Consider the following 24,961-nt stretch of genomic DNA (forward strand, 5'->3'; position numbering starts at 1 on the left):
GTTACAGTTGCTCAAGATTGGCAAGCAGCCACTCCCCGCGGCTGAGAATGGCACGGCGCCGCTCATCTGGCTGTTTATCCCAGTTCCGATACATCATGGCCATGCGCGGATTGTTGGCAAAGTCATCCCGATGGCGGTCGATAAAATGCCAGTAAAGTGCATTAAACGGGCAGGCTTTCTCTCCAGTGGCATCCTGCACCCGGTAGTGGCAGTTCTGGCAGTGGTCCGACATGCGCTGGATGTATTTGCCACTGGCGGCGTAGGGTTTGGAACCCAGATAGCCGCCATCGGCGTGCATCACCATGCCCAGTGTATTAGGCAGTTCTACCCAGTCGAAGGCATCGATGTAGACCGCCAGGTACCAGTCACAGATGTCCTCCGGATGTATGCCGGCCAGCAGGGCGAAGTTGCCGGTCACCATCAGGCGCTGGATGTGATGGGCGTAGGCGTTTCTGGCGGTGGCATCAATGGCTTTGTGCATACAGCGCATTTTGGTTTCACCGGTCCAGTAGAACCAGGGCAGGCTGCGCTGGTTGTTCAGCCGGTTCTCTTTGGCGTAACCCGGCATCAGAAGCCAGTAAATGCCGCGAACAAACTCGCGCCAGCCGATGATCTGGCGGATAAACCCCTCTGCCGCGTTCAGCGGCGCCCGCCCGGAATACCACGCTTGTGCCACCGCCTGGCAAACGTCCGTCGGGTCCAGTAATCCGGTGTTCAGATAGGGGGACAGGATGGAATGGAACAACCAGTCTTCGTGGTCGGACAGCGCATCCTGATAGTCACCGAAACAGGGCAGGGCGAAGTCGATAAAGTGTTCCAGCGCTGCCTGGGCCTGGTCCGCCGTGACGGCAAAATGGAAGTCCTCTGAGGTGCCGAAATGGTCGGGAAAGTGCTCCTCTACCAGCTGGATCACCTCTCGGGTAACCGAATCGGGCTCCACGCGAAACGGCGCCGGCGCGGGCGGTTTGCCGGACCATTTCTTTCGATTGTCGGAATCGAAATTCCACTGGCCACCCTCCGGTTTGCCTTCGGGTGTCATCAGCAGGCCGGTTTTTTTGCGCATTTCCCGGTAGAAAAATTCCATGCGCAGTTGTTTGCGACCCTTGGCCCAGTCGGCGAACTCCTGTTTGCGGCACACAAAGCGGGTGTCTGGCCGAATCTCCACTGGAATACCCAGGTGTTCGTGCCACTGGCTGATCTGCGAGTGCAGCCGCCATTCACCGCACTCGGTGGTGATCAGTCTCTCGGGCCTGTGCTCTGCGGCGAGCTTTGAAACGACCGCTTCCAGGGATTGTTCCGGGTTATCCGGATGGTAGTGCTGGTAATGCACGTGCCAACCTTGTTGTTCCAGTTCCCGGGCGAAGTGGCGCATGGCGCTGAAAATATATATTAGCTTTTTCTTGTGGTGATTGGTGTAGCTGGCCTCGTCATGGACTTCGGCCATCACCACCCGATCGTTGTCTTTATCTGCGTCTTCGAGTGCAGAAAGCTGGTGGCTCAGCTGGTCGCCGAGAATCAGAATCAGGTTGGCCATGGCATCGGCTCCGGTGTTGGCATTATCCCAAAGGGGTAGGCTGAATACGCCATGGGCGCAAGGGTGGTTCAGTGGCTATGCTGATAGACTCCAGATGATACGCATCAACTGATGCTCGGGGCCGATAGGGCATAATGGATGCTTTCCGGCTTGCCGATCTTTTCTGACGACAGAGTTTTAACTATGGCTTCCAACAACGCTGCAGAAAACAACCTGCCCGCCTTCATCTGGGATGAGGCACTGATTCGCCGCTACGACCTCAGTGGTCCCCGCTATACGTCTTACCCCACGGCGGTCGAGTTCACCCAGAAGTACGGCATCGAAGACATGGTGAAAGCGGCCGGCCGCAGCAAGGCTGCCGGTGGCCCCATTTCCTTGTACACGCACCTGCCGTTCTGTGCACATCTCTGTTACTACTGTGCCTGCAACAAGGTGATCACCAAAAAGCGCGATAAGGCTATGCCTTACGTGGAGCGTGTTCTGAAAGAAGCTGCTATCCAGTCAAAACTGTTCGGGGCGGACCGCCCGGTGCAACAGTTGCATTGGGGCGGCGGCACGCCAACGTTCTTGCCCCGGGATGTGATGCAGCACCTGATGGCCGGATACGCTGATCTGTTTAACCTGCAGTCTGGCGATGAGCGGGATTACAGCGTCGAGATTGACCCTCGGGAAGTGGACCAGGATACCCTGTCGACCCTGTGGGAGCTGGGTTTCAATCGCATCAGCCTTGGTGTGCAGGATGTAAACCCGCAAGTACAGAAAGCGGTGAATCGCATCCAGCCCCGGGACATGACCGAAGCGGTGCTGAACGAAGCTCGCCGTATCGGCTTCCGCTCCATTAACCTGGACCTGATCTACGGCCTGCCGTACCAGACCCCGGAAAGTTTTGCACAAACCCTGGAATCGGTGATCGAGATGTCCCCGGACAGGCTCTCCGTGTTCAGCTACGCGCACCTGCCGGACCGCTTCTACCCGCAAACCCGGATTCAGGCCGACACTCTGCCAAGCCCGCAGCAGAAGCTGACCATTCTGCATAACACCATCAACCGCCTGCTGGAAGCCGGTTACGAATACATCGGCATGGACCACTTCGCCAAGCCGGACGACAGCCTGGCCGTGGCTCAGCGCGAGGGCCGGCTGCACCGGAACTTCCAGGGCTATACCACCCATTCGGATTGCGATTTGGTGTCTCTGGGGGTGTCTGCCATCGGCCAGACTGACGACGCCTATTTCCAGAACAACCATGATTTGCCGTCCTGGGAAGCCTCAATTGATGCCGGGCAACTGGCGATCGTTCGCGGCGTTGGCCTGAGCCGGGATGACCGGATTCGCCGGTGGGTGATCGGCCAGCTGATCTGCCAGTTCCGCCTGGATCGCAAACAGTTTGCAGACAAATGGAGCGAAGACTTCGATCGGTACTTCGCGGATGAACTGAACCGCCTGAAGCCGATGATCCAGGACGAACTGATTGGCGATGATGGCGGTGCACTTCAGGTGCAGCCCGCCGGCCGGTTGCTGATTCGGGCCATCTGCCAGATCTTCGATATGTACCGCAAGGAAGGTGCCAGCCAGCGGTTCTCGCGGATTATCTGACCGGGTTTGCTGTAAACAGAACCAACAAGGGCTGCCAAATGGCAGCCCTTGTTGGTTTGACTCGATGAATTAGCTAGCCACTTTGAACTCGTTGGCCAGGTCCTGGAGTTTGCGGGCAAGCCTGGCCTGCTCCTGAGTCACCTGATTGATCTCCTGTGATCCGGTCAACGTCAGGATAGCGGCCTCACTTACTGTCTCCATGCTGCCTGCCAGTTCACGTGTCACCGCGACTTGCTGTTCCGATGCAGTGGCAATCTGGGTGGCCATGTCGGAGATGCTATTTACGTCGGTCAGGATGTCCGCGAAGGTTTTTTCCATCTCAGAGGCCTGTTCGCTGGTCTGGTTGGCGAGCTTGTGGCTGGCAACAATGGATCGGCTGGCGTTGTCTGTGATGGTCTTGAAGCCGTTGATGATGTCTTCAATCTGGGTGGTCGATTCATGAGTTTGTTGTGCCAGGGTCCGTACCTCATCGGCCACCACTGCAAAGCCCCGGCCATGCTCGCCAGCTCGTGCCGCCTCGATGGCAGCATTCAGAGCCAGCAGGTTGGTCTGGTCCGCCACTTTACGGATGACATCCACTACTTCACTGATGGTGCCGCTGCGTTCCTCCAGCTCTTCGATCACCTGATTTACTTCCTGAACCGATTGCGCCAGGGTGCGGATTTGCTTAACGCTTGAGTGCAGCACCTGCTCACCGGTCCGGCTCTTGTCCATGGCGCTGTTGGAAGCGTCTGCAACCTGTTGGGTGTTCTGGGAGATTTCCTCCGAGGTGGCGGACATTTCTTCGGTGGCGGCCGCTACCTGCTCAATCTGCTGTTGCTGGTTCTTGATCTGGCCGGAATTCTGGCCCGCGGTGGAGCTGGTTTCTTCGGTGGCGGTGGCCAGTTGCACGCTGGCCTTATCGATCTGCATCAGGGCTTCGCTGAACCGGCCGAAAAGTTCGTTGACCGCCTTGGCAATAGTGCCGGTTTCGTCCTGGCTGGACACCGGGATATGCCGTGTCAGGTCTTTGTTGTCCATGGCATAACGAACGCCAGACAACAATGCGGCTACCTGGTTATGGATGGCGTGGATGATCACCAGCATCAGCAAGATCACGATAATGATGGCACCGCCTGCAATCGTAGAGGCGCCAATAAGTGCCTTGCGGGCATCACCTACCGCTTCGGTAGCCGCGGCTTCCACTTGGGCTAGCATCTGGCTGCGGATACGGTTGATGGCTTCAATTCGTCTGGTTGCTGCGGTGAACCACTCGCCGGGGTCCAGGGCATACATGCCAGACGGACTGCTCAGCAGGGTTTCACGCTGGCTCCGAAATTCCCGGCTTACCGGTAGGTTTGCCAGCTGTGTGATGTCTCCCCGCAGTTCCGAATCGCCCGGCAACATACTGATGGCCGAATTCAGGTAGGCATCCTGCTGACCGCTCATGCCGGTTACCCGCCCGAGCGTTGGCAGGTCAAAGTCCCCGGATCGAATCAGTGCCGCGCCGTTAGCGCGCTCCCGCCCGGCCATTTCCACAGCTCCCGCCAATGCAAAATAGCCGTTGATCTGGCGGCTCAGGTCGGCGTCGGTTGAGCGGCGTACCAGCAGGGGAACCCGGTCAACCATTTCCATGATCATCGTGGTGTACTGGCTGGCAGAGTCGGCACTATTGATGTTGCGGTTGTCGATGCCCTGGCGAAGCCTGCCAAGGCCGGACAGTTGCTGTTCAAGGCGGTCAATACTGGCTTTGATCACGCCATCAAATTCGGTGTCAGACACCAGGACTCGGAGCCCGTCGCGATAGGTTCGAAGGCTTCGGTCTGTATCCTGGCGCTGGGCATCCAGGTCGCGCTTTGACTGTTGCTCGCCGCTGGAACCTGTCGCGCTCGACAGCAGAACGGCCGAGCGGCCGCGCTCCTTTTGCAGGGACTCAATCAAAGGATCTCCCAGCTCCGCCAGGTTCACCATGGCCTGTAACTGGCGCATGTTGCCCAGCTCATCCGCGTTACGGCTGATACTGAAAGCGGCAAAGAAAACGATGACCAGCAGGGCCGGAAGCACGAGGGTAATGAGCTTGCCCCGCATGGAGAGGTTATTCAGAAATGACATGGAAGATCCCCTTCACTGAATTAATTCGTCCATTGTGGGCAAGTGTAGCAGCCGAGGGTATTCACGAATCGGGGTAGCTGATGGGGTAGGTTGGGCTTTGTAAGTGCCTGTAAAGTAATGCTATCTGTATGGCCTGGTTAGAAAAAATGGTCCTGTACGGGCAACTGCGTAGAGTACTGCTTTTGGGGTAGAAGGCGGTTATCGCCCGCTCCGCTGACAAAGGTCAAGGTGCCTTAGTGGCTTGGCGGGTATGGTGCCGGCACGTCTTTCAGCGGAGAAAACCATGGAACTTGTCTGCCCCGCCGGTAGCCTGCCCGCCCTGAAAACCGCCGTCGATAACGGCGCCGATGCGGTGTACTTCGGCTTTCGCGACAGCACCAATGCCCGCCAGTTTGCTGGCCTGAACTTTAACGAAAAGCGCGCAGGGGAGGGCATTGAATACGCCCACTCAAAGGGCAGTCGCGTATTCTGTGCCATCAACACCTATCCGCAGCCTGATGGCTGGGAACAATGGAAGGGTGCGGTGGACCGCGCCGCGAACCTGGGTGTGGATGCCATCATCCTGGCCGATATGGGGCTGCTGGAATACGCCGCCAGCAAATATCCGGACACCCCGCGCCATTTGTCGGTACAGGGTTCTGCCACCAGCCACGAAGCCCTCTCGTTCTATAAAGACAACTTCGATATCCGCCGGGCGGTTCTGCCCCGTGTACTGTCCATTGATCAGGTGAGGGGCGTTGCCAAACACAGCCCGGTGGAGCTGGAAGTGTTCGCCTTCGGCAGTCTGTGCATCATGGCGGAGGGCCGTTGTTACCTGTCTTCCTATCTCACCGATGAGTCTCCCAACACACGAGGCGCCTGCTCGCCCGCCAAAGCCGTGCGCTGGCAGGAAACCCCGCAAGGTCTCGAATCCCGCCTGAACGATGTCTTAATCGACCGTTATGGCCAGGGCGAGTCGGCCGGTTACCCAACCCTGTGCAAGGGCCGCTTTGAAGTGGAGGGCAGTGTCTATCACGCCATTGAAGAGCCGGTTAGCCTCAATACCCTGGACCTGCTGCCAGAGCTAAAAGAGCTGGGCATCAGCGCGGTGAAGATCGAGGGCCGCCAACGCAGCCCCGCCTACATTGCCGACGTGGCCCGCACCTGGCGCCAGGCGCTGGATCGGCTGGAAGCAACACCGGGCGTGTTTTCCGTAGAGAGCCAGTGGAATCAGACGCTGGCCGGGCTGTCCGAGGGTGGCCTGACCACCATTGGCGCTTATCACCGCAAGTGGAAATAAGGTTTAGCTGATTATGATGAAACTATCCCTTGGCCCGATTCTGTGGTTCTGGTCCAAGCAGTCCGTGTTCGACTTCTACGCCAAGGCCGCTGAATGGCCGGTAGATACCATTTATCTTGGCGAGGTGGTCTGTTCCCGTCGCCGGGAACTGAAGCCGGATGACTGGCTTGACCTGGCCCGCGACCTGAAAGCCTGCGGCAAGAGCGTGGTGCTTTCTACCCTCACGCTGATTGAATCCGAAGCCGACCTGCGCCGCTTGCGCCGGTTCTGCGAACAGGATGATTTCCTTGTGGAAGCCAACGACCAGAGCGCCTTACAGGTGGCCATCCGCAGCAACATTCCATTTGTGACCGGCCCGTCCATGAACATCTACAACACCGCCACCCTGAAAATCCTGGCCAGACAGGGACTGCAAGGCTGGAACCTGCCGGTGGAACTTGGGAAGGAAACCCTGGACCAGCTGATCAGGGAATTGAAGGCCGAAGGCCTGGATCTGCCCGCCGAGGTATTCTCCTGGGGCTTCCTGCCGCTGGCCTGGTCGTCCCGTTGCTTCACCGCCCGCCATTACAACCTGCCCAAGGACAACTGTGAGTTCCGTTGCCTGGAGCACCCCGATGGTATGGAGCTGCGCTCACGGGAAAGCCAGGAGTTGTTCCGCCTGAACGGCATTTCTACCCTGTCTGGCTCCCGCTATGACCTGATGCGGGAGTTGCCGGATATGGAACGAATGGGCGTGAGCACCGTGCGCTTGAGTCCCGAGCATCAGGGCATGGATGAGGTAGTCAAACGCTTTGACCAGGTACGCCGGGGGGAAGTGCCAGCCACCGACCCGCTGCAGCTGGTGGAAGCGCCGCCGTGTAATGGGTACTGGTATGGCAGGCCGGGGATGGATTTGGTGCAGGACCCTGGATTACAATAAATTTTTGATTGCAACGAGCTTTGGACGGCTGTTGCATCACAGGGATGTTTAAACTCAGTCAACGGATGACGAACGATGGATATTGTCAAAACTTTCGATCTGGTTGCGGCACATCTGCCCAACCTGGAATCGCCCTTCTTTGCTGCTGAAAAAGCCAGAAACCTGCTGGAGAATGACCGTCACGGTCATCGCTTCAATCTAAACAAGATACTTGACCGAGTGGCTTCGTCCGGTTTACGACCGGACCAACGGATGCGATTGATAAATGAAGTCAGTAATCGACTCCGAGAAGGAAAGCTGTGGCTGGTATACGGCCATTGTGATGGAAAGCCCTTTGATCCGGTAGTGAGCTGGAGAGAGGATGCATCAGGGCAAGGGCGGTGGATGATCAATGACAGCGCCTGTCGGTTTGCCCTGAGGGATAGCGTCCAGAGTTTGAACGAAAACAACATCACGCCGCAACAACTGGCCCATCACGGTGGTAGAGGCATTGGTTCGTTGTCTGTTGGACTCTTCAGCACAGAGCTGAGGCTCCTGCGCAAGGAGGAGGCTTTGCAACGGCAATCAGTGGCATCCTCGGACAGTCCCTTCCCGGCCACCCCTGTTGCGCCCTTGCCGTCAACGACCCAAACCCCACAATCGTCTGCGTCTGAAACGCCTCCGGAGATTCATCTGGAAATTGGTTTGTTCACCGACGGTACCCTGAATAACGCGGACAATTCCAGGGCGATGGAAGACCGGGTTCAGGAAGAATGCCTCACCCCGCTTGAAGACGGTGAAATTACCGAAGCGGAGTGTCGGTATCGGCTGGCAATGATGCTTGGGGGGAGTTATGCCAATGCGCCGAGTAATGTGGCGAAGTTGAGGGATATGTATGTTGAGTCCAAAAAAGTCAGCGATGGCGAAATTAAGCAGCGATTTTGGGTGTATGCGCCTGGTATAGGTACAAGAACGGGAGCGAGTGATTCGCTGGTGGGTATGACAACTGGGATGGGGCAAACTGGGGTTGTTAACCAGGTAGAGCGGGGCTTTGCTGAGATCGCTGGGCGACTTGAAGAGCTAGAACTATCTCGGACAATTACTTCAATCACATTTGACCTATTTGGTTTTAGTCGGGGAGCTGCTTCGGCGCGCCATGCCGCTCATGAAATAAGTCAGGGGGAAGTGGGCGCGTTGGGACGGGTTATGGATGCTCGGGGTATTAAGTGGCCGGAACAGGTCAATATTCGGTTTGTCGGGCTTTTTGATACGGTCGCTGCAATCGTTAATCCGCTCGCACTAGACCTTTCCCCGGGCAATGGTCAGAACGATCCAGTGAATGTTTGTCTTCGTCCAGAGAACGTTAAACGGGCTATTCATCTCGTGGCCTCAGACGAGCACCGTGAGAACTTTTGTTTAAATAGTTTACGAAACCCAGACGGTAGCCTGCCGGCTAATTTTCGGGAAATTTCTCTTCCAGGCGTGCACTCTGATATCGGGGGCGGCTACGGTGAAAGCGTGCGAGAAGATGTGCTGATTACCCCAGCGGAACGGGTTTCCATCACCTGGTTTGACCAACCAGAGCAGACAACAAAATGGCAAGAGCTCGATATCGTGAGAAAGCAAATTGAGGCCGAGAAGTGGATTGGCGAATATAGTTTGCCGATGACAGTTATAGAGCAGTCTCACCCAACACCGAGTATTCAGGAGTTGGAAAGTGAAGCCAGTCTCGATATTCACACTAACTTCATAACGCAGCGGACACCGCATAGCGGTCGCATGGCTGAACTCGCCCTAAGAATGGCCCGCCAGGTACGCGGGGAGTATTCCCGGATAGCTTTAAGAGTAATGCATGAGTTAGCTGTCAATGAGGGTGTCCCATTAGCAAGCATTGACCCGAGGGATGGGGCTCTTCGGTTGCCGAAGGATCTGAATCTGATCGATGAAGAATTGCGTTCGCAAATAAATGCTGGTTCCAATAATCCATCTCTCACACCAGAAAGTCGGGACTTAGTTCGCCAGCGCTATATCCATTATTCGGCGCATTACAATTCAATCGACTTTACGGTATTTGGGCGGATCGCATCGTTGCGATTGCCTGGCCTTGTGGCGCCAAATGCGCCCACTCAATCCGGGGAGCGGGTTATTTATCCTAATCGATGAGGACAGGTTGTGGATTTAAAGAGAACTATGCTTCTGGTTAGCCTAAGTTTAATGGTTTTCGGATGCTCTTATACGGATGACGACGACATAAACTGGAGTCTCGTTGCTGTCGCACCCCAGCACTACGAAATGTGGATAATCAATGCTCATTTGGAGAAGCCTGGTGTTAGGAGCTGGCGCGCACCTATTGGAGGTGGGGTTCGATGTTGCTGGATGGGTCCTGACGGCCCCTTCGGTTCTGGAGGCCCGATAGATCCGTTCCCCAGCTTGATCGCATTGCATTGGTTCTCATTTTCTGAACAAAAATTCTACTCCACGTTGTTTGAGGTTCCCTCGGACTTGCAGGACCGTATGCGTGTGCCTGCTCCTACAGCCACTCAAAGCAAAGATGTTCTGATGAAGCCAAGAAGGACTTTGGTTTTGGGGCTTGCGCCTGGTGGTGAGGTGGTTGTGTGGATGATGAGCCAACGATCTAATGCCGTCGAAGTCATGCGAGTGCCCGCTGTCGAAGTTGAGGGCGACCTCGAGGCGTTTGAAATTCGCACAAGGGAGTACTTAGAACAACACGGTTCGTATATCGAAGAACACGGTGTGCCGTTGGAGGGTTGGTGATCCGATCGGTGTACGCCTTTGTGAAGCGGGCATTCAAAAAACGACCAACTGCTATGGTTTGCGGAGTGGGACTTGCCATATGGGGCGGTTTGTCGTTTTGGCCTAAGGATAATCTCCCTTGGTATGTCGGCGTCGCTGCCCCGAGCCACTACGACATGTGGGTCATTAACCTGCATCTGGAAAAATCCGGAGAGCGTAGTTGGCGGATTCCTGCAGGCCATAAAGGCTGCTGCTGGGAGGGCGGCAGAGGTCCTTTTGGAACGGGGGGCTCGATGGATCCGTTCCCCAACCTGATCGCGATCCATTGGTTTTCTTTTGCGGAGCAGAAATACTATTCCATCATGATTGATGTCCCGCCGGATTTGCAGGATCAAATGCGAGTGCCTGCTCCCAACAGGACTCAAGATGGCGAGATACGCCACCTGCCAAGAAGCGACTTGATTTTAGGGTTGGCGCCCGGAGGAGAAGTGGTTGTCTGGATGATGAGCCAGCGAACAAACGCGGTAGAGGTAATGCGTGTTCAGGCGATTGAAGTCGAGGGTAACCTCAATGCTTTTAAAGAGCGGACCAAGAACTACCTCGAGCGAAGCGGTGCCTATCTTGAGAAACACGGTGTGCCGTTGGAGGGTTGGTGATCGAGTAAGTTAGATACGTGCGGTTTCTACACGGCTTTCTGCTAATGCCCCGTCCACAGCACCAGTAGACCTCCCGCTTCGGCAACAATTTTCAAAATCCCAAGAACAGCATGTCCAACGCCGCGGAAATTTCATCTTGTTGCCCAGCAAGGCTGCCGGCGCCAAAACGCAATTCCCCTTCAGGCACAGCAGCCATATACTGAGTAGCCATGACTACCTCCTGGCCCTCAATGTTAAAGACTGGATTCAGCCTCTGGGCAGGGGTAGGCGCCGAGGATTTGGGCAACAGTGGCACAACAACTCGGGTGTTCAAGCCACTGAGAAGGTCTGACTGAACATCCAGCAGATAGCCAGCCCCATCCTTATTTTCAAAGATATCGAAACGGGCCATCAGAACTGCCGGTGCCGTGCAAGAGGCAGGCCGTTAGCTTCAACGTATGCATTAGAGCTTGCGAGGGCTCTGGCATTTTCTTTCAACCACTTCTGCTGTTTATGAAGCTTCACAGCCTCCGCGATCCCTGCCTCTGCTGATCGTGAAACATTGATTCCCAGAGCTTTCGCCTCTTTTAGGAGGGCACTATCTAGCGACAGGTTCGTTGGCTTTCGTATGGATTTGGTAGCTTGGGCGGATTGCATGGTTCAGTCCTTGCACAGATCGATGCGCCAATTTTATGCGCATGTTAATTGCACATCAATAGCCCGCTGACTCAGACTGATTCGAGAAACAGTAGGCGGCGCGGTGACAAATCCCACTCCAGACTATCCAGAAGATTCTTCAAAGCCAGCCCCAGCTCGGTATCCCCCTCAATCACCAGGCGCCGCTGGAAAAACAGCTGGTCCGGGTCTTGCCGGCGCTCTGCGAGGGTTTTGAAGGCTGCCAGCGAACCCCGAATGGTCGCTTCGCCTGGGCTTTCCACAACGCGAAGCCGGCCAGCCCAGAAACCGATGGTGATGCCCGGTTGACCACCGTTCACTTCCAGCCTGATTGTCCGACCTTCAAAATCATCGAATTCGCCCTCAGCCAGCGCTTCTGCAAACAGGCGGTTCAGCGGGGCTTCGGCAACCAGTTGTTTGAAGCTGACGGGTATGTTGCGGTCGATGGTGTCCAGCAGCGGCGTCGGGGAGGGCAGGTATTCCTGCAGAACCGCGATGGATTGCTCCAGTAATGGGCTGTGCAAAGACGCGATGGGAGGTAGCGAAAAGGCCATATTTAACTCCGGGCAGGACGACAACCCGCCCAGAGTATCAAAAGGTCGCCGGCGGCGACTTGATTTAACTCAGCCCTTGTGGAGACCTTCTTCCACGGCCCAAACGGCTACTTCAACCCGCGAGCGCAAGTTGAGTTTCTTGAGCAGGTGCTTTACGTGCACTTTTACTGTGCCGTCGCTGATGTCCAGCTTGCGGCCGATCATCTTGTTGGAGAGGCCTTCGGCAATCAGGCGCAGTATGTCTTTTTCACGCGGCGTCAGGCTGTCGAAGTCCGGCCGGGATGACTGCTGCGGTTTGTTGGAACGCAGGGCCTGGGCCAGTAACGTTGTTAGCCGGTCACTGATGACCATTTTGCCAACAGCCGCCTGGTGTAACTGGGCGATCATATCTTCCGGCTCCATGTCTTTCAGCAGGTAGCCGTCGGCACCGGCACGCAGGGCGGCAACCACATCGTCTTCCTGGTCAGACACGGTAAACATGACAATACGCGAGCTGATGTTCTGGTCCCGCAGGTGTTTGAGAGCTTCAATGCCGTCCATCTCGGGCATGTTCAGGTCCATCAGGATCAAATCCGGCTCGGTTTCCAGGGCCAGCTTGATGCCGTCGGCGGCGTTGCTTGCCTCGCCGATCACTTCCATGTCGTCTTCCATGCCGATCAACTGCTTGATGCCCTGTCGCAGCAGGGGGTGGTCGTCAATCAGCAGTATACTTGCGGGTGTCTCAGCCATGGTTTCTCTCGTTGATGTTGGTGTTTGGGTCAGGCCGGTGAAGATTCGGTAGGAATCAGGTTACGGCTTTTGGGAACGAATGTTAATGTCACTTCCACGCCGCCTTCGTCCCGGTTATCAACCTTTACCTTACCCCCGAGCGTTCGGGCGCGGTCCTGCATGATCACCAGGCCGTAATGGTTAACCGGCTGGTCGCCGCCGGGCAGGCCCTTGCCGTTGTCGCGAATACTTGCCCGAACCTGCGGAGACTCGAACAGCACCTTAACGGATATGACCGTAGCGTCGGCATGCTTGACGGCGTTTGCCAGTCCCTCGCGGATAATCTGCAGGGTATGGATTTCCTCGTTTGGCGACAGCGTCTGAGGCGGCAGGTTGTATTCAAAGTCCACCGGGTGGCCCAGCCTTTCGGAAAACTCATCAATGGTTTTGCGCAAGGCGGTGGCCAGGTCTGGCGTGTCCAGTTTCAGGCGGAACGTGGCCAGTAGCTCACGCAATTGGCGGTAAGCGCTGTTCAGACCGGTACTGAGTTCATCCAGAATGTCATCGTGAACAGGCTTCTGGTCGCCGGTGATATTGAGCCGGCGTAGCCGCGTCACCTGCATTTTCAGGTAAGACAGCGACTGGGCCAGTGAATCGTGCAGCTCCCGGGCGATCACGGTGCGTTCTTCCGCCAGGGTCAGTTGCTGTTCCTCGGTTATTTGCCGTTCCAGGAAAATCGCCGTTGCCAGTTGGTCGGTGAGGGTCTCCAGCAGTCGGCGGGAGGTGGCAGACAAGCCTTTTTCTGCCGGGTACCACACCTCCAGGGTGCCGAGTAACTGACCGGGTGTCCGGATGGGCAATAACAGACGGCGCCCATCGTTATTTTCCAATGGCATCTCATCATAGACCTCGGGTGTTACGAGGCAGGCATTACAGTGATGGTCGCGGCAGTAGAACGGGCGCTTGTCTGTGGCCGTGGTGATGGCCTCTACCGGCTCAGCGGATTCTTTGTCATGCAGGAACAGACGGATCGGACCAATGCCCAGCAGCAGCTCCAGCTCCTGCAGCATGGGAATGGCACCATTACAGAGGTCATGATTGGCAAACAGGTCTCTACTGGCCGAATGCATCACCTGCAGGGCCTGGTGGCTGACTTCCAGTTCCTCGGTTTTCTGCCGGGCCTTGGCTTCCAGTTCGTAGTAGGTCAGGGCCAGTTCGCTGGTCATCTGGTCGAAGGCCTGGCCCAGTTGTGCCAGCTCGTCTGCACCTTTCAGGTCGGCTTTCCGGGAGAAATCTTTCTCGCCAACGGCGCCGGCGATAGCCACGAGTTTTCGCAGGGGGCGAAGGATCCGGTTTTTCAGGTCGTAGAACAGGGCGATCACGATCAGCACCGAGAACACCATGCTGATGATCTGAATCAGGTGCAGCAGATCAACACGTGCTTCTGTGCGCTGTTCCAGCATAGTCACCAGGCGGTCAACTTCCTGGATGTAGTCCTCCACAGCCTGAACCATAGCCGGGGTGATGGGTGTGCCTACTTCATGTTGTTCAAGGGCTGGTTTAAGTTCGTCCTGCCATGCCGCCAGCATCTGACGGTACTGTCGTGCCAGAGGGTGGTCGTCTGCGCCGGGAACCGAGCGAAGGATGGCGGTGTCCTCAAGGCGGCGCTCATAATCATTGATGCGTGCGCCTGAGGTAGCCCGTCCATTTTCGTAATCTTCGGTGGCAGAACGGGCAATTAACTGGAAGGCGCCCATTCGCAGCGCTCCGGCCAGGTTGATGGCCGTGGCATTGCCTTCAATGCTGTTGGAAACCGCCAGGGTTGTAGACATGCTGACGATAGCGGTCAGCACGATGGCGCCGATCACCACAGCGAGTCGGTTTACTAGCGGACTTCTGGATGTCATGGGTTGTTGTCTGTTAGGGAGTTCGAAAGGTGCCTTTCCAGGCCAGATTATGACCGAGGAACTGCGGTTCCGATACCTCCTTGAGGATAGTCAATTACCCCAATGGATAGTCCTCCATCATAGCCTTTGACCCTTTGGAGAGCAAAAGCCGACACTAAAGGTTGGTTAATTCGAGGTGACAGGATGCAAACCCGACTGGAGCAGGACGATGACAAGCTGGCATCGCTGGTGGTGATTCTGCCGCTGGCAGTGACAGGCTTTGTTGTTGCGGCAGGATGCTGGACGCTGTTTGCCGTGGCGGGAGTGCACCTCAGGGCCGATCTTGCCTTGAGCAGTCTTCAGTTCGGCATATTGCTGGCCGCGCCCATGGCCGTCAGTGCTGTATTGGCAGTTCCGGCCGGGTTGGCCGCCCAGCGTTTCGGTGCCCGAGCCGTGATGCTCGCCTGCCTGGCAGGGTTGGCAATGTGTATGGGGTTACTCCTGCTAGTCGATAGTTTCTATGGTTACCTGCTGGTTGCCGGCGGGCTGGGGCTGGCCGGTGGATTCTACAGTGCCGGCCTGCAGTTTGTGGTTAGTCACTGCAAGCCGAAACGGTTGGGGCTGGTTCTTGGCGTTTTTGGTGCGGGAGTCACTGGGGCCGGCTTCAGCTATTACCTGGTGCCGCTGTTTCACGATGCGTTCTCATGGCAGGGAGTGCCTCTGGCCTACCTGATTGTATTGCTGCTGGTGATTGCCCTGCTGGTGATGTTGACCGATCCGGAATCCAGTGAATCAGGGGCGGACAGGCCCTGGTCTGTAGGGCAGATGGTTCGAATACTCAGACGTGGTCGCTCGCTCCCGCTCACTGCCTACTTTGGCGTGGTGGCTGGAAGCTTCTTTGCCCTGGCGCTCTGGTTGCCGGATTTCCTGTCGGCACAGTTTGGCTTGTCCCTGGACGCGGGCGCACGCCAGGCCCAGTGGTTCGTTATTCCTGGTGCCCTTGCGCAGATTCTGGGTGGTGGCCTGGCTGACCGGTTTGGCAGTGCCAGGGTCGCCACGCGGTCATTGGTGTTGTGCCTGGTGGCGCTAGCGGTGTTGTCTTACCCGCCAATGACGTTATTTGTCAGGGGGGTGGATGAGATCATCACTGTGGAATTTGCCCTGCCCCTGATGATTGAAGGTAGTTTGATTTTGGTGCTGGGTGTCGCTATGGGGAGTGCCATGGGGAGCCTGCAACGAATGGTGATACTGGTCAATCGTGCCGAGGCCGCCTTGTTCGCAGGCTTCTTGTTGGTCTCCGCCTGTTCCGTTGCGTTTGTTCTGCCGGTCCTGTTTGGTGCCGTCAACCAGTGGCTGGGGGTGCGCACGGCAGTGTTCATGATTCTGTTCCTGTTGCTCAGCAGCAGCCTGCTGATGTTTGCCCGCGACACCCGTCGTGAGGAGCGCAGAACCCTTCTCCACCCGGGGATATAGCTCTGCTACCACCTCGGTGGTACAGCCCGGTTATGTGGTAGTAACCACGCAGATTTCGCGGTTTTTCTCACACACAATGGTCTCAAATCGGAGCAACGATCCGGCAGACGGAGAGAGAGACCATGAGTCATTTGATCGACAAACTGAGTTACTTCAGGAAGAAGCGCGAGCCGTTCGCGGGCGGCCACGGCGAAACCCATGAAGTCAGCCGCGAGTGGGAAGACAGCTACCGCCAGCGCTGGCAGCACGACAAGGTTGTGCGTTCCACCCACGGCGTAAACTGCACCGGCTCCTGCAGCTGGAAGATTTACGTCAAGAACGGCCTGGTCACCTGGGAAACCCAGCAGACCGACTACCCCCGTACCCGCCCGGACCTGCCAAACCACGAGCCCCGCGGCTGCCCCCGGGGTGCCAGCTATTCCTGGTACATGTACAGCGCTAACCGCCTGAAGTACCCACTGATGCGCAAGAGCCTGATGAAGCTCTGGCGTGCGGCCCGAATTCAGTTCAACGACCCGGTGCAAGCCTGGGCGTCCATTGTTGAAGACCCCAAGAAAACCGCCGAGTACAAGCCCCGCCGTGGTATGGGTGGTTTCATTCGTTCCAATTGGGACGAAGTCAACGAGCTGATTGCTGCCTCCAACGTCTACACCGCCAAGAAGTTCGGCCCGGACCGCATCATTGGCTTCTCGCCGATTCCTGCCATGTCCATGGTGTCCTACGCCGCCGGCAGCCGCTACCTGTCGATGATCGGTGGCGTGTGCATGAGCTTCTACGACTGGTACTGCGACCTGCCGCCGGCTTCCCCGCAAACCTGGGGTGAGCAGACCGACGTGCCGGAATCCGCTGACTGGTACAACTCCGGCTACATCATTGCCTGGGGTTCCAACGTGCCACAGACCCGTACCCCGGACGCCCACTTCTTTACCGAAGTGCGCTACAAGGGTACCAAGACCGTTGCCATCACCCCGGACTACGCCGAGGTCTCCAAGCTGTCGGACGAGTGGCTGAACCCCAAGCAGGGCACCGACGCCGCCCTGGGCATGGCCATGGGCCACGTGATCCTGAAAGAATTCCACGTCGACAAACCCAGTGAATACTTCACCGACTACGTGCGCCGTTACACCGACATGCCGTACCTGGTCATGCTGGATGAAAAAGACGACGGCAGCTATGTGCCGGGCCGTTTCCTGCGGGCCAGCGATCTGGTGGACGGACTGGGTGAAGAAAACAACCCGGAATGGAAAACCATCGCCATTGACGAGAGCACCGGCGAGCTGACTGCACCGAATGGCTCCATCGGTTACCGCTGGGGCGAGAAGGGCAAGTGGAATCTGAAGCAGACCGCCAAGGGCACCGATGTAAACCTTCAGCTTTCCATGGTTGAAAAGCACGACGACGTGGTCGACGTGGCCTTCCCATACTTCGGTGGTATCGAGCACGATCACTTCAAGCACGTGGAAATCAAGGACATCCTCAAGCACAAGCTCGGCACCCGTAAGGTCCAGCTGGCTGACGGCACCGAAGGCCGTGTGGTCACCGTTTACGACCTGATGGTGGCCAACTATGGCATCAGCCGTGGCCTGGGCGAGGACGACGGCGCCACTTCCTATGACGAAGTGAAGCCCTACACCCCGGCCTGGCAGGAAAAGATCACCGGCGTACCCGCCGAGAAAGTGATCCGCATTGCCCGTGAGTTTGCGGATAATGCCGACAAGACCAAGGGCCGTTCCATGGTCATCGTGGGTGCCGGTATGAACCACTGGTACCACATGGACATGAACTACCGTGGCCTGATCAACATGCTGATCATGTGTGGCTGTATCGGCCAGAGCGGCGGTGGCTGGGCCCACTACGTTGGCCAGGAAAAACTGCGCCCGCAGACTGGCTGGCAGCCGTTGGCGTTTGGCCTGGACTGGCAGCGCCCGCCACGCCACATGAATTCTACCTCCTTCTTCTACGCCCATTCCGGCCAGTGGCGTTACGAGAAACTGGGTGTGGACGAAATCCTGTCGCCGCTGGCGGACAAGTCCAAATTCAGTGGCAGCCTGATCGACTACAACGTGCGCGCCGAGCGCATGGGCTGGTTGCCGTCCGCACCGCAGCTGAACCGCAACCCGCTGGGTATTGCGGCGGAAGCCGAGAAGGCCGGCATGGACGTCTCCGACTATGTGGCCAAGTCCATGAAGGACGGCTCCCTGGCCTTCGCCAGTGAAGATCCGGAAGCACCGGAGAACTGCCCGCGCAACCTGTTCATCTGGCGCTCCAACCTGCTGGGTTCGTCCGGCAAAGGCCATGAGTACATGCTCAAGTACCTGCTGGGAACCAAGAACGGCCTGCAGGGCAAAGACCTGGGCGTGGAAGGCGGTGCCAAGCCGCAAGAGGTCAAGTGGCGCGACGAAGCCCCGCAGGGCAAGCTCGACCTGCTGGTGACCCTGGACTTCCGCATGTCCACCACCTGCCTGTATTCAGACATCGTTCTGCCGACCGCTACCTGGTACGAGAAGAACGACCTGAACACCTCAGACATGCACCCGTTCATCCATCCGCTGACCGCCGCCACTGATCCGGCCTGGGAAGCGCGCAGTGACTGGGAAATCTACAAGGGCATTGCCAAATCCTTCTCCAAGGCGGCTGAGGGCCACCTGGGTGTCGAGAAAGATGTGGTCACCCTGCCGCTGCTGCACGATGCGCCGGCGGAACTGGGCCAGCCGTTCGATGTGAAGGACTGGAAAAAAGGTGAATGCGACCTGATCCCGGGCAAGACTGCGCCCAACTTCATCACTGTGGAGCGGGATTACCCGAACACTTACGCACGCTTCACCTCGCTTGGCCCGCTGATGGACAAGCTGGGTAACGGTGGTAAGGGCATCAACTGGAACACCGAGAAGGAAGTCAACTTCCTGAAGGAGTTGAACTACACCCATCTGGAAGGTGCCAACGCGGGACGTCCGAAGATTGAAAGCGCCATTGATGCCGCGGAAGTGATTCTGACCCTGGCGCCGGAAACCAACGGCCAGGTTGCCGTGAAGGCGTGGGCCGCGCTGTCTGAAATGACCGGCCTGGACCACACCCATCTGGCGAAGAACAAGGAAGAGGAGAAAATCCGCTTCCGGGACATCGTGGCGCAACCGCGCAAGATCATCTCCAGCCCGACCTGGTCTGGTCTGGAAGACGAGCATGTGTCCTACAACGCTGGCTACACCAACGTGCACGAGCTGATTCCCTGGCGCACCCTGACCGGCCGCCAGCAGTTCTACCAGGACCACGAGTGGATGCGCGCGTTCGGTGAAAGCCTGCTGGTGTATCGCCCGCCCATCAACACCAAGGCGATTGAGAGCATGCAGGATCAGCGCAGCAACGGTAACCCGGAGAAAGCGTTGAACTGGATCACGCCGCACCAGAAGTGGGGTATTCACAGTACCTACAGCGACAACCTGTTGATGCTGACCCTCTCCCGCGGTGGCCCCATCGTGTGGATGAGTGAAGACGATGCCAAAGACATCGGGGTTGAAGACAACGACTGGATCGAGCTGTTCAACAGTAACGGTGCCATTGCGGCCCGGGCGGTGGTCAGCCAGCGGGTGATGCCTGGCATGGTGATGATGTACCACGCCCAGGAACGCAACGTGAACGTACCGGGCTCTGAAATTACCGGTACCCGGGGCGGCATCCATAACTCGGTCACCCGTGTGTGCCCGAAACCGACCCACATGATTGGTGGCTATGCCCAGTATTCCTACGGCTTCAACTACTACGGCACCGTAGGTTCCAACCGGGACGAGTTCGTGGTGGTCCGCAAGATGAAGAACGTGGACTGGCTCGACGGTGAAGGCAATGACTATGCTCAGGAGGCAGTAAAATGAAAATCCGTTCCCAAGTCGGCATGGTGCTGAACCTGGACAAGTGCATTGGTTGCCACACCTGTTCCGTCACCTGCAAAAACGTATGGACAAGCCGTGAAGGCATGGAATACGCCTGGTTCAACAACGTCGAAACCAAGCCTGGCATCGGCTACCCGAAAGAATGGGAGAACCAGGACAAGTGGAAGGGCGGCTGGATGCGCGACAGCTCCGGCAAAATCCGCCCCCGCATCGGCGGCAAGTTCCGGGTACTGGCGAACATCTTCGCCAACCCGGACCTGCCGGAAATCGATGACTACTACGAACCGTTTGACTACGACTACCAGCACCTGCACACCGCCGGTGATGTGAAGCACCAGCCGGTCGCCCGGCCTCGGTCGCTGATCTCCGGCGAGCGCATGAAGAAAATCGAATGGGGCCCGAACTGGGAAGAAATCCTGGGCACCGAGTTTGCCAAGCGCCGCAAAGACAAGAACTTTGATCAGGTGCAGGCAGACATCTACGGCCAGTTCGAGAACACCTTCATGATGTACCTGCCGCGCCTGTGCGAGCACTGCCTGAACCCGGCGTGTGTGGCCAGTTGCCCGAGCGGTGCCATCTACAAGCGCGAAGAAGACGGCATTGTACTGATCGACCAGGACAAGTGCCGCGGCTGGCGGATGTGTGTCTCCGGCTGCCCGTACAAGAAGATCTACTTCAACTGGAAAACCGGCAAGTCCGAGAAGTGTATTTTCTGCTACCCGCGTATCGAAGCCGGTCTGCCGACCGTTTGCTCCGAGACCTGTGTCGGCCGTATCCGCTACCTCGGTGTGCTGCTGTACGACGCAGACCGCATTGAGGAAGTGGCCAGCGCCCCGGGCGAGCACGAGCTTTACGAAAAGCAGCTGGAAATCTTCCTGGACCCGTTCGATCCGAAAGTGATCGAGCAGGCGAAGAAAGACGGCATCCCGATGAACGTGATCGAAGCCGCCCAGCAGAGCCCGGTTTACAAAATGGCGGTGGACTGGAAACTGGCCCTGCCGCTGCACCCGGAATACCGCACCCTGCCCATGGTTTGGTACGTGCCGCCGCTCAGCCCGATCCAGTCTGCGGCGGAAGCCGGTAAGGTCGAGTTCGACGGCGTGCTGCCGAAGATCGAAAGCCTGCGGATTCCGGTCAAGTACCTGGCCAACCTGCTGACCGCCGGTGACGAGAAGCCCATTGTTCGCGCGCTCAAGCGGATCATGGCCATGCGTCTGTACAAGCGTGCAGAGACCGTGGAAGGCAAAGAAGACCTGCGCGCCCTTGAGGAAGCTGGCCTGACCAAAGCCCAGGCGGATGAGATGTACCGCTACCTGGCCATCGCCAACTACGAGGACCGCTTCGTGATTCCGACCAGCCATCGCGAGCTGGCCAAGGAAGCTTTCCCGGATGCGGACGCCTACGGCGAGCGTGGTGGTTGTGGCTTCAGCTTCGGCGACGGCTGCAACGGTGGCGACAGCGAGTTCAGCCTGTTCGGTGGCAAGAAGCAGACCACCAGCATGGTCAGCAAGCTGGCGACCGTAAAGCAGGTCGACCCGAAACAGCTGCAGGATTGAGGAGCAAGTTATGCAACTTCTGAAAGTACTGGCGCGGGTACTCGAGTACCCCACCGACGAACTGCAGCAATCCAAAGACGCCCTGGTCGCCGCTGTCCTGGAGGACAGCCGGCTGCCCCGGCAGAACAAGGAACAGCTGCTGACCTGCATCGACCGACTGTGCGATGGAGACCTGTTGGACCTTCAGGAATCCTACGTAGGCACCTTCGACCGGGGCCGGGCTACCTCCCTGCTGCTGTTCGAACACGTTCATGGAGAATCCCGTGACCGCGGCCAGGCCATGGTCGACCTGATGGAGCAATACCGCGCCAACGGCCTGGAAATTGACGCCAAGGAACTGCCGGACTACTTGCCGCTGTTTCTGGAATACCTGTCGACCCGGCCCTGGGACGAAATCCAGAACTGGCTTGAAGATATCCATCACATTCTCGGCCTGCTGGGCGAGCGCCTGTACCAGCGCGAGAGCGTGTACCACGTGATCATGGACGCACTGCTGGTGCTGTCCGGTCGCAAGGCGGATCGTCAGGAACTGGCCCGTATCGTTGCCTCGGAAGAGCGCGACGATACCCCGGAAGCCCTCGACAAGGTCTGGGAAGAAGAAATGGTGAAATTTGTGGATGACCAGGGCAGCTCCTGCGGCACCGGTGGCGTGGTTGGACAACGCCGCCGCGAGCTGGAACAGACCCAGACCATTCACCTGAGCGATCAGCTGATGACGGACGCCACACCCCGTCAGACAGGACGCGCGTAAGCGCAGGAGGAAATGATAATGTCCTATCTAAACACACTGTTTTTCGGGGTATACCCATACATCGCCCTGGCCGTCCTGTTCATCGGCACCTGGGCGCGTTATGACCACGGTCAGTTCACCTGGAAAGCCCACTCCAGTCAGATGCTACGAAAGAAGAACATGGTATTGGCCAGCGTGCTGTTCCATGTGGGTATCCTGGTGATCTTCTTCGGCCACCTGGTTGGCCTGTTGGCGCCGAAATGGGCCTACGAATGGCTGATGACCCCAGGCCAGAAACAGGTCATGGCCGTGGTGGTCGGCGGCATCGCCGGCGTTATGTGCCTGATTGGCGGCGCCATGCTCGCCTACCGCCGCCTGACCGACCCGCGGGTTCGTGCCAGCAGCACCGTCGCTGACAATCTGGTCATCATCATCCTGGTTGTGCAGGTCGCCCTCGGCCTGGCCACCATCCTGCCCACCATGGGGCACCTGGATGGCTCCCAGATGCTCAAGTTCTCCGCCTGGGCTCAGGGGGTGCTGACCTTCCAGGGCGGTGTGGCGGCTTACGTCGCTGACGCTCACTGGATCTTCAAGATGCACATTTTCCTGGGCTTGACCCTCTTCGTGCTCTTCCCGTTCACCCGACTGGTGCACATGCTCAGCGTGCCGGTGGAGTACTTCGGGCGGAAGTACCAGGTGGTTCGCAAGCGCGCCTGAATCTGAAGCAGCCACGGACGGCTCGGACTCACACGGACAGGAATGATTTTATACAAGTTCCTGTTCGTCTTTGTCCGTGAATGTCCGTGCCGTCCGTGGCAAAGAATCTTTTTGGAGAAGCAACATGCAAATAATCCCCGTCGGCGAAGCCGGCAAACCCAGAAACCAGTTCCCTCCGGTGTATGTGGGTGACACGCTGATCCACGAAGACGACATCGCCCGGGAAATGCAGCACCACCCAGCCGAAGAACTGGCCGAAGCCTGGCACGAAGCCGCCAAAAGCCTCGTCATCCGCGAGTTACTCCTGCAACAGGCCAGTCGCCTGAACCTGGACAACATCGAAGACGAAGAAGACCGCATCGCCCGGGTACTGGAACTCGAACTCAACGTCCCGGACCCCGATGAACAGGACTGCGAACGCTTCTACAACGCCAACCCCGGCCGATTCTGCAGCCCCACCATCATGGCCGTCAGCCACATCCTCATGGCTGCCGCCCCGGACGACATCGAAGAACGCATGCGCCAGGAAGAAGCCGGCCGACAACTCCTGACCGCCCTCCTGGACGGCCGCTCACAGTTCAACGAACTGGCCAAACAATACTCCGCCTGCGAATCCCGCCACCAGGGCGGCAGCCTCGGCCAGATCAGCAAAGGCCAGACCGTCGAAGAATTCGAACGCCCGGTACTGAGCCTCACCGAAGGTTTGAATCCCGAACTCATCGAAACCCGCTACGGCTGGCACATCGTCCGGGTAGACCAACGAATCGACGGCGAACAGCTCCCGTACGAACACGTCAAACCCCAGATTCGCCAATACCTGAGCGAAAGTGTCACCCGCCGCGCCTTCCGCCAGTACCTGCAAGTCCTGGCCGTTGAAACCGGCATAGAAGGCGTCGACCTGGAGCTGCCGGATTCGCCGTTGATGCAATAAATAGGAATATTACTCCGGAGTGCGAAGGCCGGCAGTTGTAGACCCTTCCAAAACCTTGCGGAGCCAGGGATGGCGGAGCAGAGCGTACAGGGATGTATTCACAGCGTGTTTTGGAAGGGTCTACAACTGCTGGCCAAACTCCATGATCTGATTTCCAGTTTGGTTAGCAAAGCGAATAATTGAGTTAAGTCAACTACTCAACAAGAACCCGCCTTATACCCCCATCGGGGGAGCGATTTTTCACCACTATCCCTCTACTATTTAAAACAAGATATTGAATGCATGAATATGCAGAGAGGATACCCAAATGGCCGTCACCCAAAGCGCCGAAAGCCGATACACCAAACCCGTACTCGTCGCCATCAACAAACCGCTTGATGAAGAAGACGGCCTGGAAGCACTACGCAGCCACGCCCTGTTCCGCAGCCTCAAAGCCCACGACCTGGACTACCTCATCCAGCAGTCCCGGCGCCTGCGTCTCGGCCACCACCAGCTGCTCTACCGCCAGGACATGCCAGCGCACCACTTCTTCTTTGTGATCAGCGGCCGCCTCAGACTCTACCGCCTGGACTCCTCCGGCATCGACAGAACCCTCGACAGCATCGCCCCCGGCGACTGCTTCGCCGAAGTCATGATCTACGCCGATCCGCCAAGGTACGCCTGCTACGCCGAAGCACTCAAATCCAGTGAAGTGCTGATGATCCCGGTCAAAGCCTATCAGGACCTGCTCGACCGGCACCCGGAGTACGCCCAGGCCGCGCTTCGCCATTACGCCATGCGCGCCGTCATACGGTTCCACGACCTGGAAATCATGACCGTCCAGAACGCCCGTGACCGCCTGATCCGCTACCTGATCGATCTGCTGCCTAATGGCGCCCTGGAAGGGGGCGAAGTTGAACTGCCCCTGCCCAAATGCCTGGTGGCTTCGCGCCTGGCCATGCAGCCGGAAACCTTCTCCCGGATATTGGCCGATCTAAAGTCCAACGGCCTGGTTCGGGTGAACCGCAGCAAACTGTTTATTTCCGACCCTCAGCGACTGATCGAAATCAGTCAGTAGCTTTCG

20 protein-coding genes are annotated in these 24,961 nt (G+C 57.6%); 13 read left to right on the forward strand and 7 right to left on the reverse strand.

The features are described from left to right. Position 1 precedes the first annotated feature (1 nt). Positions 2-1,534, reverse strand: a complete 1,533-nt coding sequence (locus tag ACZ5Q2_RS08325; protein WP_061333224.1) for a cryptochrome/photolyase family protein — start codon at positions 1,532-1,534, stop codon at positions 2-4. A gap of 183 nt (positions 1,535-1,717) precedes the next feature. Here ACZ5Q2_RS08325 and hemN point away from each other — a divergent pair, with 183 nt between their 5' ends. Continuing rightward, the gene (hemN, locus tag ACZ5Q2_RS08330; protein ID WP_061333223.1) at positions 1,718-3,127 is read left to right on the forward strand and encodes an oxygen-independent coproporphyrinogen III oxidase; all 1,410 of its coding nucleotides are present in this window, start codon (positions 1,718-1,720) and stop codon (positions 3,125-3,127) included. Positions 3,128-3,196: 69 nt separating this feature from the next. On the opposite strand, the gene ACZ5Q2_RS08335 is transcribed toward hemN, so the two are convergent. After that, positions 3,197-5,218 (reverse strand): methyl-accepting chemotaxis protein, encoded by a 2,022-nt coding sequence (locus ACZ5Q2_RS08335; RefSeq protein ID WP_061333222.1) that lies wholly within the window; start codon positions 5,216-5,218, stop codon positions 3,197-3,199. 283 nt (positions 5,219-5,501) lie between these two features. Between ACZ5Q2_RS08335 and ubiU the strand changes: the two genes are divergently transcribed. The 5 genes from ubiU (at position 5,502) to ACZ5Q2_RS08360 (ending at position 10,805) form a co-directional block, all read left to right on the forward strand. Further along, on the forward strand, positions 5,502-6,497 hold the full coding sequence (gene ubiU / locus ACZ5Q2_RS08340) for a ubiquinone anaerobic biosynthesis protein UbiU (protein WP_061333221.1): 996 nt from the start codon (positions 5,502-5,504) through the stop codon (positions 6,495-6,497). A gap of 13 nt (positions 6,498-6,510) precedes the next feature. Then, positions 6,511-7,416 carry a U32 family peptidase gene (locus tag ACZ5Q2_RS08345; protein ID WP_061333220.1) on the forward strand — a complete coding sequence of 302 codons (906 nt, stop codon included), beginning with the start codon at positions 6,511-6,513 and terminating at the stop codon, positions 7,414-7,416. Between the two features lie 75 nt (positions 7,417-7,491). Then, positions 7,492-9,558 carry a T6SS phospholipase effector Tle1-like catalytic domain-containing protein gene (locus ACZ5Q2_RS08350; RefSeq protein WP_061333219.1) on the forward strand — a complete coding sequence of 689 codons (2,067 nt, stop codon included), beginning with the start codon at positions 7,492-7,494 and terminating at the stop codon, positions 9,556-9,558. A gap of 129 nt (positions 9,559-9,687) precedes the next feature. Continuing rightward, positions 9,688-10,170, forward strand: coding sequence for a DUF2931 family protein (locus ACZ5Q2_RS08355; RefSeq protein WP_230713908.1), 483 nt, complete (start codon positions 9,688-9,690; stop codon positions 10,168-10,170). Further along, positions 10,167-10,805, forward strand: a complete 639-nt coding sequence (locus ACZ5Q2_RS08360; protein WP_227510248.1) for a DUF2931 family protein — start codon at positions 10,167-10,169, stop codon at positions 10,803-10,805. The genes ACZ5Q2_RS08355 and ACZ5Q2_RS08360 overlap by 4 nt, the downstream gene beginning before the upstream one ends. 91 nt (positions 10,806-10,896) lie before the next feature. Here the strand turns inward: ACZ5Q2_RS08360 and ACZ5Q2_RS08365 are convergent, their stop codons facing one another. From ACZ5Q2_RS08365 to ACZ5Q2_RS08385, 5 genes are all read right to left on the reverse strand, one after another. Beyond that, positions 10,897-11,196: a CcdB family protein gene (locus ACZ5Q2_RS08365; RefSeq protein ID WP_374787350.1), complete on the reverse strand. Its 300-nt coding sequence runs from the start codon at positions 11,194-11,196 to the stop codon at positions 10,897-10,899. Then, positions 11,196-11,441 (reverse strand): type II toxin-antitoxin system CcdA family antitoxin, encoded by a 246-nt coding sequence (locus ACZ5Q2_RS08370; protein WP_061332598.1) that lies wholly within the window; start codon positions 11,439-11,441, stop codon positions 11,196-11,198. The genes ACZ5Q2_RS08365 and ACZ5Q2_RS08370 overlap by 1 nt, the downstream gene beginning before the upstream one ends. 71 nt (positions 11,442-11,512) lie before the next feature. Beyond that, the gene (gene ubiT / locus ACZ5Q2_RS08375; RefSeq protein ID WP_082780587.1) at positions 11,513-12,013 is read right to left on the reverse strand and encodes a ubiquinone anaerobic biosynthesis accessory factor UbiT; all 501 of its coding nucleotides are present in this window, start codon (positions 12,011-12,013) and stop codon (positions 11,513-11,515) included. A gap of 69 nt (positions 12,014-12,082) precedes the next feature. Next, the gene (narL, locus tag ACZ5Q2_RS08380) at positions 12,083-12,742 is read right to left on the reverse strand and encodes a two-component system response regulator NarL (protein WP_058092689.1); all 660 of its coding nucleotides are present in this window, start codon (positions 12,740-12,742) and stop codon (positions 12,083-12,085) included. 29 nt (positions 12,743-12,771) lie between these two features. Next, complete coding sequence (locus ACZ5Q2_RS08385; RefSeq protein ID WP_061332599.1) at positions 12,772-14,628, reverse strand: histidine kinase; 1,857 nt, start codon at positions 14,626-14,628, stop codon at positions 12,772-12,774. Between the two features lie 183 nt (positions 14,629-14,811). On the opposite strand from ACZ5Q2_RS08385, the gene ACZ5Q2_RS08390 reads away from it, so the two are divergent. The 7 genes from ACZ5Q2_RS08390 to ACZ5Q2_RS08420 all read left to right on the forward strand — a co-directional run bounded on the left by ACZ5Q2_RS08390 (position 14,812) and on the right by ACZ5Q2_RS08420 (position 24,955). Further along, entirely contained in the window at positions 14,812-16,080 is a 1,269-nt protein-coding gene (locus tag ACZ5Q2_RS08390; RefSeq protein WP_061332600.1) for an MFS transporter, read from the forward strand. A 122-nt stretch (positions 16,081-16,202) separates the two neighbouring features. Further along, positions 16,203-19,946 carry a nitrate reductase subunit alpha gene (locus ACZ5Q2_RS08395; RefSeq protein ID WP_374787349.1) on the forward strand — a complete coding sequence of 1,248 codons (3,744 nt, stop codon included), beginning with the start codon at positions 16,203-16,205 and terminating at the stop codon, positions 19,944-19,946. Beyond that, complete coding sequence (gene narH / locus ACZ5Q2_RS08400; RefSeq protein WP_138435260.1) at positions 19,943-21,520, forward strand: nitrate reductase subunit beta; 1,578 nt, start codon at positions 19,943-19,945, stop codon at positions 21,518-21,520. Before ACZ5Q2_RS08395 ends, narH begins: the two co-directional genes overlap by 4 nt. 10 nt (positions 21,521-21,530) lie before the next feature. Further along, positions 21,531-22,271: a nitrate reductase molybdenum cofactor assembly chaperone gene (gene narJ, locus ACZ5Q2_RS08405; protein ID WP_152438941.1), complete on the forward strand. Its 741-nt coding sequence runs from the start codon at positions 21,531-21,533 to the stop codon at positions 22,269-22,271. 18 nt (positions 22,272-22,289) lie between these two features. Continuing rightward, positions 22,290-22,967 (forward strand): respiratory nitrate reductase subunit gamma, encoded by a 678-nt coding sequence (gene narI / locus ACZ5Q2_RS08410; protein WP_432210238.1) that lies wholly within the window; start codon positions 22,290-22,292, stop codon positions 22,965-22,967. A 124-nt stretch (positions 22,968-23,091) separates the two neighbouring features. Then, positions 23,092-23,898 carry a peptidylprolyl isomerase gene (locus tag ACZ5Q2_RS08415; RefSeq protein WP_432210237.1) on the forward strand — a complete coding sequence of 269 codons (807 nt, stop codon included), beginning with the start codon at positions 23,092-23,094 and terminating at the stop codon, positions 23,896-23,898. Positions 23,899-24,205: 307 nt separating this feature from the next. Beyond that, the gene (locus ACZ5Q2_RS08420) at positions 24,206-24,955 is read left to right on the forward strand and encodes a Crp/Fnr family transcriptional regulator (protein WP_432210236.1); all 750 of its coding nucleotides are present in this window, start codon (positions 24,206-24,208) and stop codon (positions 24,953-24,955) included. Positions 24,956-24,961 lie beyond the last annotated feature (6 nt).

The organism is Marinobacter alkaliphilus, assembly GCF_055394375.1.